Source organism: Rhizobium sp. AN73 (assembly GCF_030757975.1).
Lineage (GTDB): Bacteria > Pseudomonadota > Alphaproteobacteria > Rhizobiales > Rhizobiaceae > Agrobacterium > Agrobacterium arsenijevicii.
In genome coordinates, this window is the sequence record NZ_JARWME010000002.1 from 1,584,196 (window position 1) to 1,599,259 (window position 15,064).

Here is a 15,064-nt window from a genome sequence, read left to right on the forward strand (position 1 = left end):
CAAGTCCTTGGGCTGAAACGACCCTCTCGCCGCGCAGACGCGCGGCGGCTGGATTCCTGTTACAAGCACAGGAATGAGGGAGTAAGCTTTAAGCGTTGTTGCCCTTCAACAGCCGGGACTTCTGCCGGTTCCAGTCGCGTTCTTTTTCCGTCTCGCGCTTGTCGTGCAGCTTCTTGCCCTTGGCCAGCGCCAGTTCCAGCTTCGCGCGGCCCTTTTCGTTGAAATAGACCTTCAGCGGCACCAGCGTCATGCCTTCGCGGTTGATACCGGCGCGCAGACGGTTGATCTCGCGCTTGTTCAGCAGCAGCTTGCGGCGGCGGCGCGGCTCGTGGTTGAACCGGTTCGCCTGCAGGTATTCCGGCAGATGGGAATTGATGAGCCAGATTTCATCGCCCTCGTCCGACGCGTAGGATTCGGCGATGTTCGCCTTGCCTTCGCGCAGCGCCTTGACCTCGGTGCCGGTCAGCACGAGGCCTGCCTCATAGGTGTCGATGATTTCGTAGTTGAAACGGGCCTTGCGGTTTTCCGCAACGATCTTGTTCACCACGCGCTGGCTGCCTTTGGGGGCCATGATATTTCAATCCCTTGTTTTTCTTATTGCGCCTGCGGCCTATCCGCCGAGAGCGGTTTTCGAACTTCTATTTAGTATCGCCGCGACAAAAAGAAAAGGCGCGCGGAACAGCTTCTGTCGAGAAGCCGTTCCGCGCGCCATCAGAGATTATATTGTCTCTCAGTTCATCAGGCCGGCATGTTTCAGCGCCGCGTCGATCGCCGCTTCCGTTGCCGGTTCCAGCGTGCTCATCAACGGCGAGCGAACCTTGCGGTTGCCGCCACGGGTTTTGGAAAGCGCATATTTGGTGCCGCAGACGCCCGGCTCCATGAAGATGGCCCGGTGAAGCGGCATCAGGCGATCCTGATAGTCCAGCGCCTTGGCGTAGTCACCTGCAAGCATCGCCGCCTGGAATTCGGAACAGAGGCGCGGCGCGACATTGGCGGTCACGGAAATGCAGCCGACACCGCCATGGGCGTTGAAGCCGAGCGCCGTGCCATCTTCACCCGAAAGCTGGATGAAATCCTTGCCGCAGGAAATACGCTGTTCGGAAACACGGTCGAGCTTGCCCGTCGCATCCTTGACGCCGACGATGTTCTTATGCGCCTTAACGAGCGCGCCCATCGTTTCCGGCGACATATCCACCACCGAGCGCGGCGGGATATTGTAGATGACGATCGGCAGTCTCACCGCTTCGGCCACGGCAGAAAAATGGGCAAAAAGCCCCTTCTGCGTCGGCTTGTTGTAATAGGGGGTGACGACTAGCAGCGCATCCGCACCGGCTTCCTGCGCGTGCAGCGCAAAGTCGATTGCCTCATCCGTATTGTTGGAGCCAGCGCCCGCGATGACAGGAACCCGTTTCGCCGCTACCTCAATGCACAGCTCGACGACACGTTTGTGTTCGTCATGGGAGAGAGTTGGAGACTCCCCCGTCGTGCCCACTGGCACAAGACCGTTGCTGCCTTCGGCGATCTGCCATTCCACATGGGCGGCAAATGCCTGTTCGTCCACGGCACCATTGTCCGTGAACGGGGTAATGAGGGCGGGAATTGATCCCTTGAACATGCAAAGCTCCTGGCGCCGAGCTGGTTCATGCTTCGGCCGCATTCGATGGTTAAAACCGGCACACATTAGTGCCAGCCCTTGGCGCCGACAAGCGCAAAGGCAGCCTATTTTGTCCGAAATTGTCGGAAGTGTGACAGTGGGGGAGCCTCACGCGGCGGGCCAAAAACCAGGCGGTGGAATTTTACGCCGCTCGCAGGCCGGTGAATAAAAGTTGATAGGGTCGCGCCGCGGAAAGTAAGGTTTCGTTAAGCACAAACTCCGTAGATTCCAGAGCGGGATCTCAGGCGAAACCCTTGAGGGCGCATCCACCGGCGCATTTCGCAATCCCGCTGCAATGAAACGACAATACAAGAAGGTCGATTGTTTCCGTCTAGTCATGAAGAGCGGTATGAAGAACACAGTTCTGGGTTTGATAGCGGCGGGTCTTACCGCCAGCGTTTGGGGCGCATTGGCACAGCCCGTGCGGGAGAGCGCTGTGCCGCTTCCCTATGTGAAGCCGGATGCACCTGCCGTTCCTGCGTTCATGCCCGCTTCGCCCGAAATTACCGGCGCCATACCGCGCCTCAACCGACCTGACGACACCAGCCAGCTTAAGGCCGGACTGGATGCGCTTTCCAGCCGCGATGCGGCACGCGCCATCGCCCTTCGCAACGCCATGCCGCAGGGAAACCTCGACCGGCATATTCTATCCTGGGCAATTGCCGTTTCCGGTCAGAAGGACGTGCCTTCCGCCGAGATCGCGGCAGCCCAGCGCGAGCTTACCGGCTGGCCGGGTGCGGCGACGCTGCGCGCCAATTCCGAAAAAGCACTTTACCGCGAAGATCCGCCGGCACCACAGGTGCTTGCCGCCTTTGGCAGCGGCCGGCCGGAAACCGCCGAGGGTACCGTGGTTCTGGCCAAGGCCCTCACCTCTTCCGGCAAGGCCGAGGAAGCGCAGCGCCTCATCCGCCAGCTCTGGGTGAGCGAGGGCATGGACAAGGACATGGAAGACCGTGTTCTTGCCCAGTTCCCCACCTACCTGACGCCCGCCGACCACAAGGCGCGCATGGATTACCTGATGTACCGCAGCCGCATCGGCCAGGCGAAGCGTTTCGGTGATCTCGGCAAGGCGCAGTCACTCTATAATGCCTGGGCCGCTGTGCTGCAGCGCTCCGGCAATGCCGTGGCCCTGCTGGGCAAGGTTGACGCCAACTGGCGCAACGACCCGGCTTTTCTCTTTGCGCGCATTGAAAACCTCCGCAACCAGCAGAAATACCCCGAAGCCGCAGCACTTTTGAAGCAGGCACCGAAGGATACGGCCAAGCTCGTCAACCCCGGTGAATGGTGGAACGAGCGGCGCATCGTTGCGCGCGGTCTTGGCGATCTCGGTGATTTTGCCGAGGCCTATCGCATCGTCGCCAATCATTCGGCCACCTCCGCCGTCGATATCGCCGATGCGGAGTTCCATGCCGGCTGGTACGCACTGAGGGCGCTGCGCGATCCCGCGACGGCTTCCCGCCACTTCAACACGCTTTTGCAGACCTCGAACCGGCCACTTTCCGCCTCGCGCGCCTATTATTGGCTCGGACGGGCGGCGGAAGCGGGCGGGCCGGGCAATGCCCGCGATTTCTTCACCAAGGCCGCCGCCCATCCCGGCACCTTTTACGGCCAGCTTGCCGCCGCACGGATAGGCGCAAAGACGCTGAACGTCACCTACCCCAGCCCGAGCGGTGCCGACCGTGACCGCTTCACCGGCCGCGAGGCCGTGCGCGCCATCGATCGGCTGGAAGCCGCAGGTTACGGCTGGCGGGCCGACAGTCTTTACCGGTCGCTGGCGGACCAGCTCGATAGTCCCGGCGAGCTTGCGATCCTTGCGGCGCGGGCAGAGAGCAACGGCAACCATCAGGTTTCGCTGCAAATCGGCAAGACGGCGTTCAGCCGTGGTATCGATGCGGCGGCACTCGCCTATCCGCTCGGCGTCATTCCCGCCAGCGCCAATATTGCCGGTTCCGGCAAGGCGCTCGCTTACGCCATCGCCCGGCAGGAAAGCGCCTTCAACCCGGCCGCCGTCTCCGCCGCCAATGCCCGCGGCCTGCTGCAATTGCTGCCAGGAACCGCCAAGGGCGTGGCCGGACGCCACGGCCTGCCCTATACACAGGCGATGCTGACCAGCGATGCGGGATATAACGCCACGCTCGGCGCCCATTATCTCGGCGAACAGATCGACAGTTTCGGCGGCTCCTACATCCTCACCTTCATCGCCTATAATGCCGGACCGAAACGTGTACCGGAATGGATCGCCCGTTATGGCGACCCGCGCGGCAAGCCGATCGATGAGGTGGTGGACTGGATCGAGCGCATCCCCTTCCCCGAAACCCGCAATTACGTGCAGCGGGTGATGGAGAATTATCAGGTCTACAAGACGCGGCTGGGGCAACAGGCCGATATCGTCGACGACCTGCGCCATGGGCGCGCGGGGTAAAAGTCGAGATCATCGGCCGATCGGTTTCAGAACATCGAAGCACCGGCTAGTCCGGTGCTTTTTTTGTCCCGCCCCGGTGACCCGCGTTTCCGCTTCTTACGACATACAAACAAAAAAGCCCGGCTCGAGAGCCGGGCTTTCCATCACTGACAATGTCAGATCAGATTAGAACGTGCGCTGAAGACGAACGAAACCGGTGACTTCATCGTCACGACCATCTTCGTCGTAGTAGTTTGCGGTGATCTTGGTGCTCAGACCTTCGGTGATCTTGTAGTCAACCGTCAGACCAGCAGTCCAGGCGTCACGGTTACCAACGAAGTCGCCATCAAGCGGATTAACGTCAAGCGTGCCCAGATATTCAAAGCCGGGGGTGATGGTCAGGCGGTCGGTAGCCTTAACAGCGTACTCAACAGCAACAGCCCATTCCGACTTTGCGTAGTAAGCATTGTCGCCCGAAGCCCATACACCAGCGAGGCCGAAGGTGCCCGGACCAACGTCTGCAAACAGAATGCCGCGGATTGCAACATTTTCTGCATCGAAGTCGTAGCTGGCGATCAGGTTAGCCGTAACGGCGCCGAACTTGCCGCCGATCATACCACCGATACCGACGTTGTTGTCCGGATCGTACTTGAACTGGCCGAATGCACCCTGCAGCTCGTCAACCGAGACAGCAGCCTGGAAGGAGCCTGCATCGTAGGTGTACTTGATCGAGTTGAACAGCGTGTTGGTGGACAGAATGTCCGTTTCACCGTTCAGATCGTCATCCCACCAGCTGTAGAACTTACCGACCTTCAGGCCGCCGAGTTCGATGAAGGCCTGGTCAACGAAAACGCTGGAGCCAGCAGCAGTGCCGTCGTCGGCATTGCCACGGAGGCCGATGAAGCCGCGCAGGGCGCCGAGCTCGGTGTCGGTGCGGGTGTCAACTTCGAACTGCGCGCGCGTAAAGCTGTTCCAGTCAGACACGCCGGACTGATCGCGACCAAAATTGGTCTGGAAACGAACGTAACCGCCGAACTTCAGGCAGGTTTCGGTGCCGGGGATGTAGAAGAAGCCGGTGCCGAAAGCGTCGCAAACGCGAACGTATTCCAGGGGCTCAGGCTCAGCAGCGACGATAGCGTCGGCAGCGTGAGCGCCGGATACTGCTGCGAGAGCCGCAGCGGAGCCGATCAAAAGGCTCTTGATGTTCATGGTTGACCTCCAGTCAAACGCTAATTTTCTAAGCAGCGGTGGGATACACAAATCAATGCATGCCGCTTATGGAGATGATTAGAGCCAAAACCGGGCGGAGAGGCAATCCTAATCATGACGAAAGGAAGACAGTAAGGTGTCCTTAGTTTCGTATTGTTGCGAAATAGCTACAATTCTAATCGACAGGCCGCCTTTCCTAATAAAACGTTAATAATGTACGCTTTTCAGAGACTTAAGAGAAAAGCCAATAAATCTGCCGGAGTGAAATTCATCCGTCCGCCAGAATCCCGACATCGCCGGGCCATGGAAAATTGTCCAAAACGCGATTCTATTTAGGGAAAATCGAGCTTTTATCCGCGAGTGCGAATCATCCCGGAAGACAAGGCTTGCAGCCTCCAATGTTTCGACGGGTTGAAAAGCCGGGATGACAAGCGACTCAGCAAGACACGACCACCGATTTTATGAAAAAAATTGCTGAAGCAGCGAAACACTGTGGTCGCTCCCCGCTGGGATAGCTCGCCCTGGGCGAACGCGCATTCAAACGAAAAAGCCCGGCTCGAGAGCCGGGCTTTCCATCACTGACAATGTCAGATCAGATTAGAACGAACGCTGAAGGCGAACGAAACCAGAAACCTGGTCGTCACGGTTGTCGATGTCGGTGTAGTTAACAGCGATCTTCGTGGAGAGGCCCTGCGTGATTTTGTAATCAAGCGTCAGACCAGCCTTCCAGCCGTCGTCGTTCGAGAAGTTGTCGAAAGAAACCAGGCCGTAGTTACCGTAGTACTGTACGCCGGGGGTGATCGTCAGCTTGTCAGTTGCCTTGATTGCGTATTCAGCAGCAACTGCCCACTCGGAGACGTTGTAGTAAGCGTTTGCGCCGGAAGCCCAAACACCAGCCAGACCGAGCGTGCCCGGACCAACGTCAGCCGTTGCGATCAGGCGAACCGAGCCGTTTTCGCGGTCGGTGTCGTAGCCGCCGATGAGCTGGAACGAAGCTGCGCCGAGCTTTGCGCCAACGCCGAGTGCAACGCCAACGTTGTTGTCGGATCTGTTGAAGCCCTGAACGTTGATGCCCTGGAGTTCGTCAACCGAAACGCCTGCCCAGAAGGAACCAGCGTCGTAGGTGTAACGAACCGAGTTGAACAGAGCGTTGGAAGACAGCTCGTCCGTTTCGCCAGAGAGACCATCGTCCCACCAGCTGTAGAACTTACCGACCTTCAGGCCGCCGAGTTCGATGAAGGCCTGGTCAACGAAAACGCTCGAAGACGAGGAAGAACCGTTGTCAGCGTTGCCACGGAAGCCGATGAAGCCACGCAGAGCACCGAGTTCGGTGTCGGTGCGGGTGTCAACTTCGAACTGAGCGCGCGTGAACGAGTTCCAGTCAGACGTGCCGGACTTGTCGCGACCGAAGTCGGTCTGGAAACGAACGTAACCGCCGAACTTCAGGCAGGTTTCGGTGCCGGGGATGTAGAAGAAGCCAGTGCCGAAAGCGTCGCAAACGCGAACGTATTCCAGGGGCTCAGGCTCAGCAGCGACGATAGCGTCGGCAGCGTGAGCGCCGGATACTGCTGCGAGAGCTGCAGCGGAGCCGATAAGAAGGCTCTTGATGTTCATGATTGACCTCCAGTCAAAGTTTTTAAGTGGGTCTGGGTACTTTTGCCGAAGGACAGCATTCCCTGCCCCATTCCCGTGTTCTTAGAAGCCAAACGATCCACCGCCTCGCTTCTGGTCGTGAAAATACAAAAGGTTTCGCCGCATGCAATCACCAACATCCGATAAAGCGTATTTACGTACATGCTTCATTTCGGTTTGTTGCGGAAACAACACACAGTGCGCACCCGGCCCGCTGCCGGCTTTACAATGCGTTAAGAAATTCCTTGAAAATCCGTTAGTTAGCGGGGTTAACAAGGTCTTTCTAAACTACCGGCCTTTTCAGCGATACCTTGCTCTGCCGGGCAAGGATGATGGAAACTTTTGGCTGCTCCTGCCCCTACCCTTGGCATGATCCCGCGGTGGCCATGGAGAAACGGTGGAGAAACCCATGCCGCTTGCCGCCGATTCCCTGCGCAACGATTCGGCGGGCTGCTTAGGGAGCTCACCTGGTGGGCCGATTTGCATCCACCGGGTCTTGCTGGATGAGTCGCGAGAAATTGCGGGCATCAAGGAAAGCGAGTCGGTTGAAGAAGAATTGTCAGGGGGATTTACGCATTGCGCTTGATGGCGGAGAGGATGGGATCTGAACCCACGATACGCTTTTGACGTATACTCCCTTAGCAGGGGAGCGCCTTCGACCACTCGGCCACCTCTCCGGTGCGGCCTGATTATTGCTTTAAAAAAACGAATGCAAGGCTTTTTCGCCAAGAAGCCGAAAAACCTGTTGGCTGAACACCGGCTGGAGAAACTTTGCGGGCAATTCGGGAACTTCTTGTCCGCCGGCACGTTGTGGCTTCGGTAACAAAAGAGGTGCTTTAATGGCTCAGACCAAACTGAATGTTGTCGAAGATACGATCGAAAACCAGATTGCGGAGTTGCGTTCGCAAATTTCGTCTCTCTCCAAATCCGTTTCCGCCCGCGCGGAAGGTGTCAGCGAGGATGCGTCGGAATTTCTTGATGAGGCACGCGGCCGCGTTCGCAAGGCGGCGCATAATGTCCGCGCCCAGGGCCAGAATGTCGTGGAAGCGGTCAAGGAGAACCCCGGCACCGCAACCTCGCTGCTGACGATCGTCGGCGCACTCGGTTTTGCGATCGGTTATGCGGTCGGCGCCGGCACGCAGCAAAGCTCGTCGAACAGCAGCCTTTATCGCTGGCGCTGATCACTGAGCGGAAAATCAAAAATAAGGCAAGACGGGATACATTCCGCCTTGCCTGTTCGTGATTTCAAAGACGGGGCAAATGGGGGCGGAAATGTTGTTCAGCGACGATCTTGAAGAGGCACTGTCCGATTTCGCGAGAGATCACGGTATCAACAGGGATGAGGCCATCCAGCGCATCGTCCGCGCCGCCCTTATAAACACCGGTTATCTCGCCTCCGGCGAAGAAGGCATTCCGCCGGAAAAGCTGAACGCCAGCAACGACGACTGATTTAGTATCCAGATTTGGATGGCTGAGGCGCCGCCCCGCCCTTGTAGCGGCTGGAAAGCGCGCGCAGGGTGTTGGCGAATTCCGTGACATCGGCACCAACAGCCACGAAAGACGCGCCGAGTTCGAGATAACGGCGATTGAAGGTCTCGTTGAAGGTGAGAATGCCGGCGGCCTTGCCGGCCGCGACGATCTTGACGATCGCTGCCTCGATCACCGCCTGCACTTCCGGCTCATCCAGCCTGCCGAGATAGCCCATATCCGCCGCAAGATCCGCCGGGCCGATAAAGACACCGTCCACACCATCCACCGCAAGGATATTGTCGAGATCGTTAATCGCGGCCCGTGTTTCGGCCTGCACCAGCAGGCACACACTGTCGGAGGCGCTGTCGGCATAGTCCGTTATCGTATTGAAGGCTGAGGCGCGGGCAACCGCCGCTCCCATGCCGCGAATGCCGCGCGGCGGATAATGCATGGCGCTGACCAAACCTTCAGCCTGCGCTGCCGAATCAACCATGGGGATGAGAAGCGTGCGGGCACCCGCGTCCAGCAGCTGCTTGATCATCCAGCTTTCGCCGACCGGCACACGCACCACCGGCTCGGCAGGCGATGTCGCGAGCGCACGCAGCTGGTCGATGATGCTGCGCAGATCGTTCGGCCCGTGCTCGCCGTCGATGACCAGCCAGTCGAAACCGGCCGTTCCGGCGATCTCAGCCGTGATGGCTTCGCCCATGTCGAGCCAGAGGCCGATTTGCGGCTTGCCGGCGTGAATGGCGGTTTTGAAACGGTTTTCGGGAGCGGGCATGATATCCTCAGGAGAGCAGTAATTTCAGATCGGCGGACGGATCCGCCAGGATGGCGCGATCCGGCTCTGCGCCGGTATCGAGCAGTTTTTTGCCGGCAACATAGGCCTTGGCATCGTTGACGGCATCGACGGCCACGAATCGCCCGTCGCGGAAATACCAGACAGACCAGCTGCCTTCGCGGGCGCCGGGCCGCAGCAGCGTTTCGTCATAACCGAGATTGAAGCCGGCGATCTGCAGCTTCACCTCGTATTGATCTGACCAGAACCATGGCTTGGCGTCATAAGCGGCCTCGGCACCGGCCAGCACATGGGCGGCGGCCTCGGCCTGATCGACCGCGTTCTGTACCGATTCGAGACGCACATGCTGGCCGCGCCAGGGCAGCAGCGCACAATCGCCCACCGCGTGAATATCCTTGTCCGAGCTGCGGGTGTGTTCATCCACCACGATACCGTTGCCGACATCGAGGCCCGATCCGCGGGCAAGTCGGTCGTTCGGTGTCACGCCGATGCCGACGATAACGAAATCCACATCGAGCATCGAACCGTCAGAAAGCTCTGCGGCAGCCACCCGGCCATCCATGCCGACAAGGCGTACAAGGCCGGTCGTTTCACGGATGGAGACGCCCTGAGCCTGATGAATGCCGCGCATGATGTCGGCGGTTTCTTTGGCCGCCACGCGCTGGAGGATACGGTCGGCCATTTCGATCAGCGTCACTTCCAGACCGAGCTTGCGGGCAACGGCGGCCGCTTCCAGACCGATATAACCGCCGCCGATGACCAGCAGCCTGTGACCGGGTTTCATCTCATGCATCAACCGGTCAGCATCGCGCTTGTCGCGAACGGTCAAAACCCCTTCCAGATCGCCGCCAATGCTGGCGGGCAGCAGGCGGGGTGAGGCCCCGGTTGCAAGCACCAGCTTGTCGTAGGCAAGCGTGCTGCCATCCTGCATACGCACGGATTTGGCGGCTCGGTCGATCTCCTCGACCCAGGTGGAAAGCCGGATATCGACATTGTTTTCCGCGTACCACTCTTCGGGCCGGAACATCAGCCGGTCGAAGCTCATCTCACCGAGAAGGTATTTTTTCGACAGCGGTGGCCGCTGGTAAGGATAAGCGTTCTCGGAACCGATGATGGTGATGGGGCGCTCGTCCTTCAGCGTCCTGAGCTTTGCCGCCAGCGCGAAAGCGGCTTGCCCTGCCCCGACGATTACCAGCCTTCCCGTCACATTCCACTCCCAGAACAATCGCCAAGGGGCCGATCCTGCCGCACCCCGCGAAGCCATATTGCGGGATCAGGCGTAACGCCAAGTACGGCCCGCGTCAACCGCGCAGCGACGCCAGCCCGGTGCAAGCATGACACATTATCACCACAAGCTGCGACACCCCTGCAACCGGATGGGGTCGGGTGCATTTCCCTAAAGGAAACATCGGCTTCCGAAAGGCAGTCTGGCCCATGTCGAGACGGACAACAGACAATTGCGCGGATTTCCTTCACGCACTGGCAAGGAAGCCGCGTTAAAATCGGCATCAGGAAAAGGCAATCCGGGAGGTTGTCATGGCTTTACATATGGATCCCCGTCAAAGCGTCCCGCAGGACGAACAGTACGAGAAATTTCAGATCGACCGGCCCGGCAAGATCACCTTCATCGGGCATCATCTCAGCGCCAAGAACACCATGCGCTGCCTCGTGCGCACCATTTCCCTTTATGGCGCAGAGCTTGAGGTCAGTCCGCACCTGGAGATGCCCACCAATTTCTATCTGGAAATTCTCGGCATCCGCGATGAGATCGGCTGCACGCTGATCCGCCGGGAGGAGGAAAAGGTCACCATCGGTTTCAATATGCTGATCGATGCGGAATTCCTGCACCATGTGCGCAGGCTGAGTTTTGAGACCAGCGTCTGAGCCATACCCACCGAATCGCCGACAGGTTTTTCTTTCCCGGCGCAACGGTGGAAAAACTGTTCCAAAACAGTCATCCGGCAACCGGGCGCGGCTTGCGTCCGGTTTTTTTGGACCTATTGTGTGCCGGGTTTTCAAACAGATACCGGAACTCTCAGCCAATGTCCGCTTTTTCACGTCTTACGCCGCTTGCCGTCTCTCTTCCCTCAACTGTTCCCTTCGTCGGCCCTGAAGCCATCGAGCGGAACCGCGGCCTGAAGGTGGAAGCGCGGATAGGCGCCAATGAAAGCGGCTTCGGCCCCGCCCCTTCCGTACTTCTGGCAATGCGCGATGCGGCGGCCGAGACCTGGATGTATAGCGATCCGGAAAATTTCGAACTGAAGGAAGCGCTCGCCATCCACCACGGCGTTTCGCGCGATAATATCGCCATCGGCTGCGGCGTTGACGGATTGCTGGGTGAAATCGCAAGGCTGATCATCGAGCCGGGCACACCGGTGGTCACCTCGCTCGGCGGTTATCCTACCTTCAATTACCATGTGAACGGCTTTGGCGGAAAACTCGTGACCACGCCCTATGTCGATGATCACGAGAACCTCGACGGGCTTCTCGATCTCGTCATCCGGGAAAATGCGCCGCTGGTCTATTTCGCCAATCCAGACAATCCGATGGGAAGCTGGTGGGAGGCAAGCGAGGTCGTGGCCTTTGCCCGCGCGCTGCCGGAAACCTGCCTGCTCATTCTCGACGAGGCCTATTGCGAGACGGCACCTGCCAGCGCCGTTCCGGCCATCGATGCGCTGATCGGCCAGCCGAACATCCTGCGCATGCGCACTTTCTCGAAAGCCTATGGGCTTGCGGGCGCCCGCGTCGGTTACGCCATCGGCACGCTTGGCAACGTCGAAGCCTTCGACAAGATCCGCAATCATTTCGGCATGGCGCGCGTTTCGGTCGCTGGCGCGTTGGCTGCGCTTAGGGATCAAGCCTATCTGCATGAGGTCGTTGGAAAAATTTCGGTGGCCCGCGATCGCATTTCCGCGATTGCCCGCGACAACGGCCTTTCGCCCCTGCCCTCCGCCACCAATTTCGTCACCATCGATTGCCACCGCGATGGCACTTACGCCCGCGCCATCGTCGACGGATTGATGGAACATGGCGTGTTCATCCGCATGCCGGGCATCGCCCCACTCAACCGCTGCATTCGTGTGAGTGTGGGACCGGACGACAAGCTCGATCTTTTTGAGCGGGCGCTGCCGAAGGTTATCAAGGCGATTGGGTGAGCTTTCGCGTACCTTCTCCTCATTCCTGTGCTTGTCACAGGAATCCAGCCAGCCCAAGTCATTGGGCTGAGAGGAGTCTTTCGCCGCACGGACGTGCGTCGGCTGGATCCCTGTGACAAGCACAGGGATGAGGGTGGCGAGCTAGGCGGCATATAATCCGGTGCCGCACACTGCGTGCATCGATTCAACATCCTCCGGCAAACCACTGTTCGCGAATCATTTCCCCACAAACGACATCGCCAAACATAAGAAAACCGCGCCGGCCTTGTTTCTGCCGGTCGCGGTTTGATGTGTCAGCGCAAAAGCTCCTTTTCAAAGCCCTCGCCGCATTCCCCTTCGGGTTTACTTTCGTTTGTACCGGTCTTCGGGACTGGAGGGAACCAGACCGGAAATTCTGTCGCGGATGCGATGTTTTAGTGCATCGTCATCCAGTCGCGGGCGGCACGCAGCGCTTCGGCCAGTTCCGCTTTCGTCATGTTGCGGGCAAGATCGGCACGCATCGAAGCGGCTCTTTCCGATCCGCGGATCGCGGCGATGTTGAGCCATTTGTGGGCCGCGACCAGATCCACCTTGCATCCCCGGCCGGTCGCATAGACCAGGCCGAGATTGCAAAGAGTGTCGGCGCGGGTTTCGCCACCGGCAACTGCCATTTCGATATCGCGAATTTCAAAGCGTGCCATTGTTTTAATCCCTGTCTTCTCGCCTGTTTCATCAATTGCCTTCTTGTTGAGGCTAACCTTCGGAACCGCCGTCTTATGCGGTTTTTTTGTTCTTCCGGCCGGCAGGTTTTCCCTGCGCTTTTGATGACCCCAATATGCCATGAGGCTTTCAACGGGCGCTTAAAAGGCATGATTAATGGGCCGCAAACAAACTGCAAACGATTGGTAAAATTGGGTTTTTGTTAAATATCGCAAGGTGCGGAAATTAAGGACTTTGGAGCGAATTTTACGAAAACTTTAGAAATGGATTTCAATCCTTCATTCACCACGATCCAAACAACGATTTTTGAATTCCCCCTCTTCCGTTCCCGCAACCGGCGCAAATGCCGCCTTGCAGCCGCAATTTTCTGTTTCCTTTTACGTGAACGTCAAATACTATCCGCCTGCCCGTGCGGAGGACGAAACGGGCAAAGAACAGCGCGACATGGACGGAGGAGTTTTTATGAAGCGTGTGATGATGATTGCCGCTGCCCTCATGATGGGTGGCAACCTTGCTTTTGCCGCCGAGCCGATTGAAGGCAACTGGAAGACGGCAAGCGGGGAGACAGCCGCGATCGCCCCGTGCGGCACGGCCTTTTGCGTAACGCTGAAAACCGGCAAAAGCGCCGGAAAACAGATCGGCAAGCTTTCCGGCAAGGGAAACAACTATGCCGGCGAAATCACCGACCCCGCCAATGACAAGACCTATAGCGGCACCGGCACCGTTTCCGGCAACTCGCTGAGCATGAAGGGCTGCGTGCTTAAGATCCTGTGCAAATCACAGACCTGGACGCGGTTGTGATATAAGATGCGGCGGGCAGGCTTTTGACAGCTTGTCCGTCGTCGCAGGCGAATGCGGTGTGGAACAGATATATCCGCTGAGGTATTGTTGCGGCCCAGCCGAACGCCATCAAGAGCGACTTAATGCGCCCCACCATTTCGACAATCCTGATTTCGGGCACCTCTCATGTCGGCAAGAGCACCCTTGCCGGTCTGTTGAGCGCAAAGCTCCGTTGCGAGGCGATTTCCACCGACAGTCTCGCGCGCCACCCCGGGCGACCCTGGCCCAGCATTCCGGTGCCTGTGGAGGAATATTACACGCAGCTATCGGCAGAAACGATCCATTGGTTTCTGAAGGTCCATCATCAGAATATCTGGCCGCTTATCCGTGGACTGATCGACAGCAGATCGGACATCGGCAATCCCGTAATTTTCGAAGGCGCGGCTTTGCGACCGGAACTCATTGCGCCGCTGCTCGGTGGCACCGTTGCCGGGGTCTTTCTCCATGCCAAGAACGATTTTCTTCTGGCGAGGATGCGCTCAGAGGCACGATACGAAGATGCGACGGCGGACCAGCGCCGGATCATGGATGCCTTCATCCAGCGGTCGCTACGTGAAAATACCGAAATGCTGGCATCCGCACGGGAACACCACATACCGGTCGTCGACATTACCAATCCCGAAGCATTCGACGACCTCGTCACCGAACTCACCGCACGAGCGGCAGCCTCTCCGGCATGATCGAAAAGTGGCGATCTGACGCCGCTGGAGCCAGCCGTCGCCTCAATTCATGCCGGGACAACCCCGTTAATCTCCCTGAACACCATATGAACCGGGGTCTCAGGGTCCGTTCAGTCCGAGTGTGGCAAAACTCTGTCCATGAACTCCAATAAAGGGGAATGGACATGACAAAGTTGATCAGCCGGCTGGCAATCTTCGCGTTTCTCATGGCGATCTTCGCCATGTCCTTCGCCTCGCTCGTCGTTAATCCCAACCGCAGTTTTCAGCGCGTGAATGCGGGGGCGGCACTCGCCTGCCAGCATGGCCCGACGCCTGCTGCCCATTGCCCCGTTGTGCTTTGAGGACCGGCCGATGACCGCAAGTTTTTCCAACGGCCTGTTTTCCGCACTGAGACTGGTGCTGATGGCCTCGATCTTTCTCGGCCCGGTGGCGGGACTTGCGGTCTACAAGGCCGATCCCCGCCCGGCATCGAAGGGTGCAGGCTTTGTGCTTTTGATGAGCCTGCAGCGCGGCGCGCTCGGCTGA

At 58.6% G+C, this 15,064-nt stretch carries 16 protein-coding genes and 1 tRNA gene; 9 read left to right on the forward strand and 8 right to left on the reverse strand.

Features of this window, described 5'->3' with window-relative positions; translation table 11 throughout:
- Positions 1-88: 88 nt before the first annotated feature.
- The gene (gene smpB / locus RBH10_RS17750) at positions 89-571 is read right to left on the reverse strand and encodes an SsrA-binding protein SmpB (RefSeq protein ID WP_003512228.1); all 483 of its coding nucleotides are present in this window, start codon (positions 569-571) and stop codon (positions 89-91) included.
- 159 nt (positions 572-730) lie between these two features.
- The gene (gene dapA / locus RBH10_RS17755; protein ID WP_281036314.1) at positions 731-1,615 is read right to left on the reverse strand and encodes a 4-hydroxy-tetrahydrodipicolinate synthase; all 885 of its coding nucleotides are present in this window, start codon (positions 1,613-1,615) and stop codon (positions 731-733) included.
- Between the two features lie 388 nt (positions 1,616-2,003).
- Here dapA and RBH10_RS17760 point away from each other — a divergent pair, with 388 nt between their 5' ends.
- Positions 2,004-4,076 carry a lytic transglycosylase domain-containing protein gene (locus tag RBH10_RS17760; RefSeq protein WP_281036313.1) on the forward strand — a complete coding sequence of 691 codons (2,073 nt, stop codon included), beginning with the start codon at positions 2,004-2,006 and terminating at the stop codon, positions 4,074-4,076.
- A gap of 165 nt (positions 4,077-4,241) precedes the next feature.
- On the opposite strand, the gene RBH10_RS17765 is transcribed toward RBH10_RS17760, so the two are convergent.
- From RBH10_RS17765 to RBH10_RS17775, 3 genes are all read right to left on the reverse strand, one after another.
- Positions 4,242-5,264 (reverse strand): porin, encoded by a 1,023-nt coding sequence (locus tag RBH10_RS17765; protein WP_281036312.1) that lies wholly within the window; start codon positions 5,262-5,264, stop codon positions 4,242-4,244.
- A 597-nt stretch (positions 5,265-5,861) separates the two neighbouring features.
- Positions 5,862-6,878 (reverse strand): porin, encoded by a 1,017-nt coding sequence (locus RBH10_RS17770; protein ID WP_306180741.1) that lies wholly within the window; start codon positions 6,876-6,878, stop codon positions 5,862-5,864.
- A gap of 604 nt (positions 6,879-7,482) precedes the next feature.
- Positions 7,483-7,573: transfer RNA gene (locus RBH10_RS17775), tRNA-Ser, on the reverse strand.
- A gap of 162 nt (positions 7,574-7,735) precedes the next feature.
- On the opposite strand from RBH10_RS17775, the gene RBH10_RS17780 reads away from it, so the two are divergent.
- On the forward strand, positions 7,736-8,077 hold the full coding sequence (locus RBH10_RS17780) for a hypothetical protein (protein ID WP_281036309.1): 342 nt from the start codon (positions 7,736-7,738) through the stop codon (positions 8,075-8,077).
- Positions 8,078-8,168: 91 nt separating this feature from the next.
- Entirely contained in the window at positions 8,169-8,345 is a 177-nt protein-coding gene (locus tag RBH10_RS17785) for a hypothetical protein (RefSeq protein WP_281036308.1), read from the forward strand.
- 1 nt (position 8,346) lies between these two features.
- Here the strand turns inward: RBH10_RS17785 and RBH10_RS17790 are convergent, their stop codons facing one another.
- Positions 8,347-9,147, reverse strand: a complete 801-nt coding sequence (locus RBH10_RS17790; RefSeq protein ID WP_281036307.1) for an HpcH/HpaI aldolase/citrate lyase family protein — start codon at positions 9,145-9,147, stop codon at positions 8,347-8,349.
- Between the two features lie 7 nt (positions 9,148-9,154).
- Positions 9,155-10,372, reverse strand: coding sequence for an NAD(P)/FAD-dependent oxidoreductase (locus RBH10_RS17795; protein WP_306180743.1), 1,218 nt, complete (start codon positions 10,370-10,372; stop codon positions 9,155-9,157).
- A gap of 329 nt (positions 10,373-10,701) precedes the next feature.
- On the opposite strand from RBH10_RS17795, the gene RBH10_RS17800 reads away from it, so the two are divergent.
- Entirely contained in the window at positions 10,702-11,049 is a 348-nt protein-coding gene (locus RBH10_RS17800; RefSeq protein WP_045022543.1) for a hypothetical protein, read from the forward strand.
- Positions 11,050-11,207: 158 nt separating this feature from the next.
- Positions 11,208-12,320 carry a pyridoxal phosphate-dependent aminotransferase gene (locus RBH10_RS17805; protein WP_281036305.1) on the forward strand — a complete coding sequence of 371 codons (1,113 nt, stop codon included), beginning with the start codon at positions 11,208-11,210 and terminating at the stop codon, positions 12,318-12,320.
- 413 nt (positions 12,321-12,733) lie between these two features.
- On the opposite strand, the gene RBH10_RS17810 is transcribed toward RBH10_RS17805, so the two are convergent.
- Positions 12,734-13,000 (reverse strand): sel1 repeat family protein, encoded by a 267-nt coding sequence (locus tag RBH10_RS17810; RefSeq protein ID WP_281036304.1) that lies wholly within the window; start codon positions 12,998-13,000, stop codon positions 12,734-12,736.
- Positions 13,001-13,481: 481 nt separating this feature from the next.
- Between RBH10_RS17810 and RBH10_RS17815 the strand changes: the two genes are divergently transcribed.
- The 4 genes from RBH10_RS17815 to RBH10_RS17830 all read left to right on the forward strand — a co-directional run bounded on the left by RBH10_RS17815 (position 13,482) and on the right by RBH10_RS17830 (position 15,064).
- The gene (locus tag RBH10_RS17815) at positions 13,482-13,820 is read left to right on the forward strand and encodes a DUF2147 domain-containing protein (RefSeq protein ID WP_281036303.1); all 339 of its coding nucleotides are present in this window, start codon (positions 13,482-13,484) and stop codon (positions 13,818-13,820) included.
- A gap of 122 nt (positions 13,821-13,942) precedes the next feature.
- On the forward strand, positions 13,943-14,539 hold the full coding sequence (locus tag RBH10_RS17820; protein WP_281036302.1) for a hypothetical protein: 597 nt from the start codon (positions 13,943-13,945) through the stop codon (positions 14,537-14,539).
- Positions 14,540-14,697: 158 nt separating this feature from the next.
- A complete protein-coding gene (locus tag RBH10_RS17825; protein ID WP_045022538.1) occupies positions 14,698-14,880 on the forward strand; it encodes a hypothetical protein in 183 nt (60 codons plus the stop codon).
- Between the two features lie 10 nt (positions 14,881-14,890).
- Positions 14,891-15,064: a hypothetical protein gene (locus RBH10_RS17830; protein WP_281036300.1), complete on the forward strand. Its 174-nt coding sequence runs from the start codon at positions 14,891-14,893 to the stop codon at positions 15,062-15,064.

Bases quoted from the DNA above. Each gene is read 5' to 3' on its own strand.
- smpB (WP_003512228.1), bottom strand. From the start codon at position 571: ATGGCCCCCAAAGGCAGCCAGCGCGTGGTGAACAAGATCGTTGCGGAA.
- dapA (WP_281036314.1), bottom strand. From the start codon at position 1,615: ATGTTCAAGGGATCAATTCCCGCCCTCATTACCCCGTTCACGGACAAT.
- RBH10_RS17760 (WP_281036313.1), top strand. From the start codon at position 2,004: ATGAAGAACACAGTTCTGGGTTTGATAGCGGCGGGTCTTACCGCCAGC.
- RBH10_RS17765 (WP_281036312.1), bottom strand. From the start codon at position 5,264: ATGAACATCAAGAGCCTTTTGATCGGCTCCGCTGCGGCTCTCGCAGCA.
- RBH10_RS17770 (WP_306180741.1), bottom strand. From the start codon at position 6,878: ATGAACATCAAGAGCCTTCTTATCGGCTCCGCTGCAGCTCTCGCAGCA.
- RBH10_RS17780 (WP_281036309.1), top strand. From the start codon at position 7,736: ATGGCTCAGACCAAACTGAATGTTGTCGAAGATACGATCGAAAACCAG.
- RBH10_RS17785 (WP_281036308.1), top strand. From the start codon at position 8,169: ATGTTGTTCAGCGACGATCTTGAAGAGGCACTGTCCGATTTCGCGAGA.
- RBH10_RS17790 (WP_281036307.1), bottom strand. From the start codon at position 9,147: ATGCCCGCTCCCGAAAACCGTTTCAAAACCGCCATTCACGCCGGCAAG.
- RBH10_RS17800 (WP_045022543.1), top strand. From the start codon at position 10,702: ATGGCTTTACATATGGATCCCCGTCAAAGCGTCCCGCAGGACGAACAG.
- RBH10_RS17805 (WP_281036305.1), top strand. From the start codon at position 11,208: ATGTCCGCTTTTTCACGTCTTACGCCGCTTGCCGTCTCTCTTCCCTCA.
- RBH10_RS17810 (WP_281036304.1), bottom strand. From the start codon at position 13,000: ATGGCACGCTTTGAAATTCGCGATATCGAAATGGCAGTTGCCGGTGGC.
- RBH10_RS17815 (WP_281036303.1), top strand. From the start codon at position 13,482: ATGAAGCGTGTGATGATGATTGCCGCTGCCCTCATGATGGGTGGCAAC.
- RBH10_RS17820 (WP_281036302.1), top strand. From the start codon at position 13,943: ATGCGCCCCACCATTTCGACAATCCTGATTTCGGGCACCTCTCATGTC.
- RBH10_RS17825 (WP_045022538.1), top strand. From the start codon at position 14,698: ATGGACATGACAAAGTTGATCAGCCGGCTGGCAATCTTCGCGTTTCTC.
- RBH10_RS17830 (WP_281036300.1), top strand. From the start codon at position 14,891: ATGACCGCAAGTTTTTCCAACGGCCTGTTTTCCGCACTGAGACTGGTG.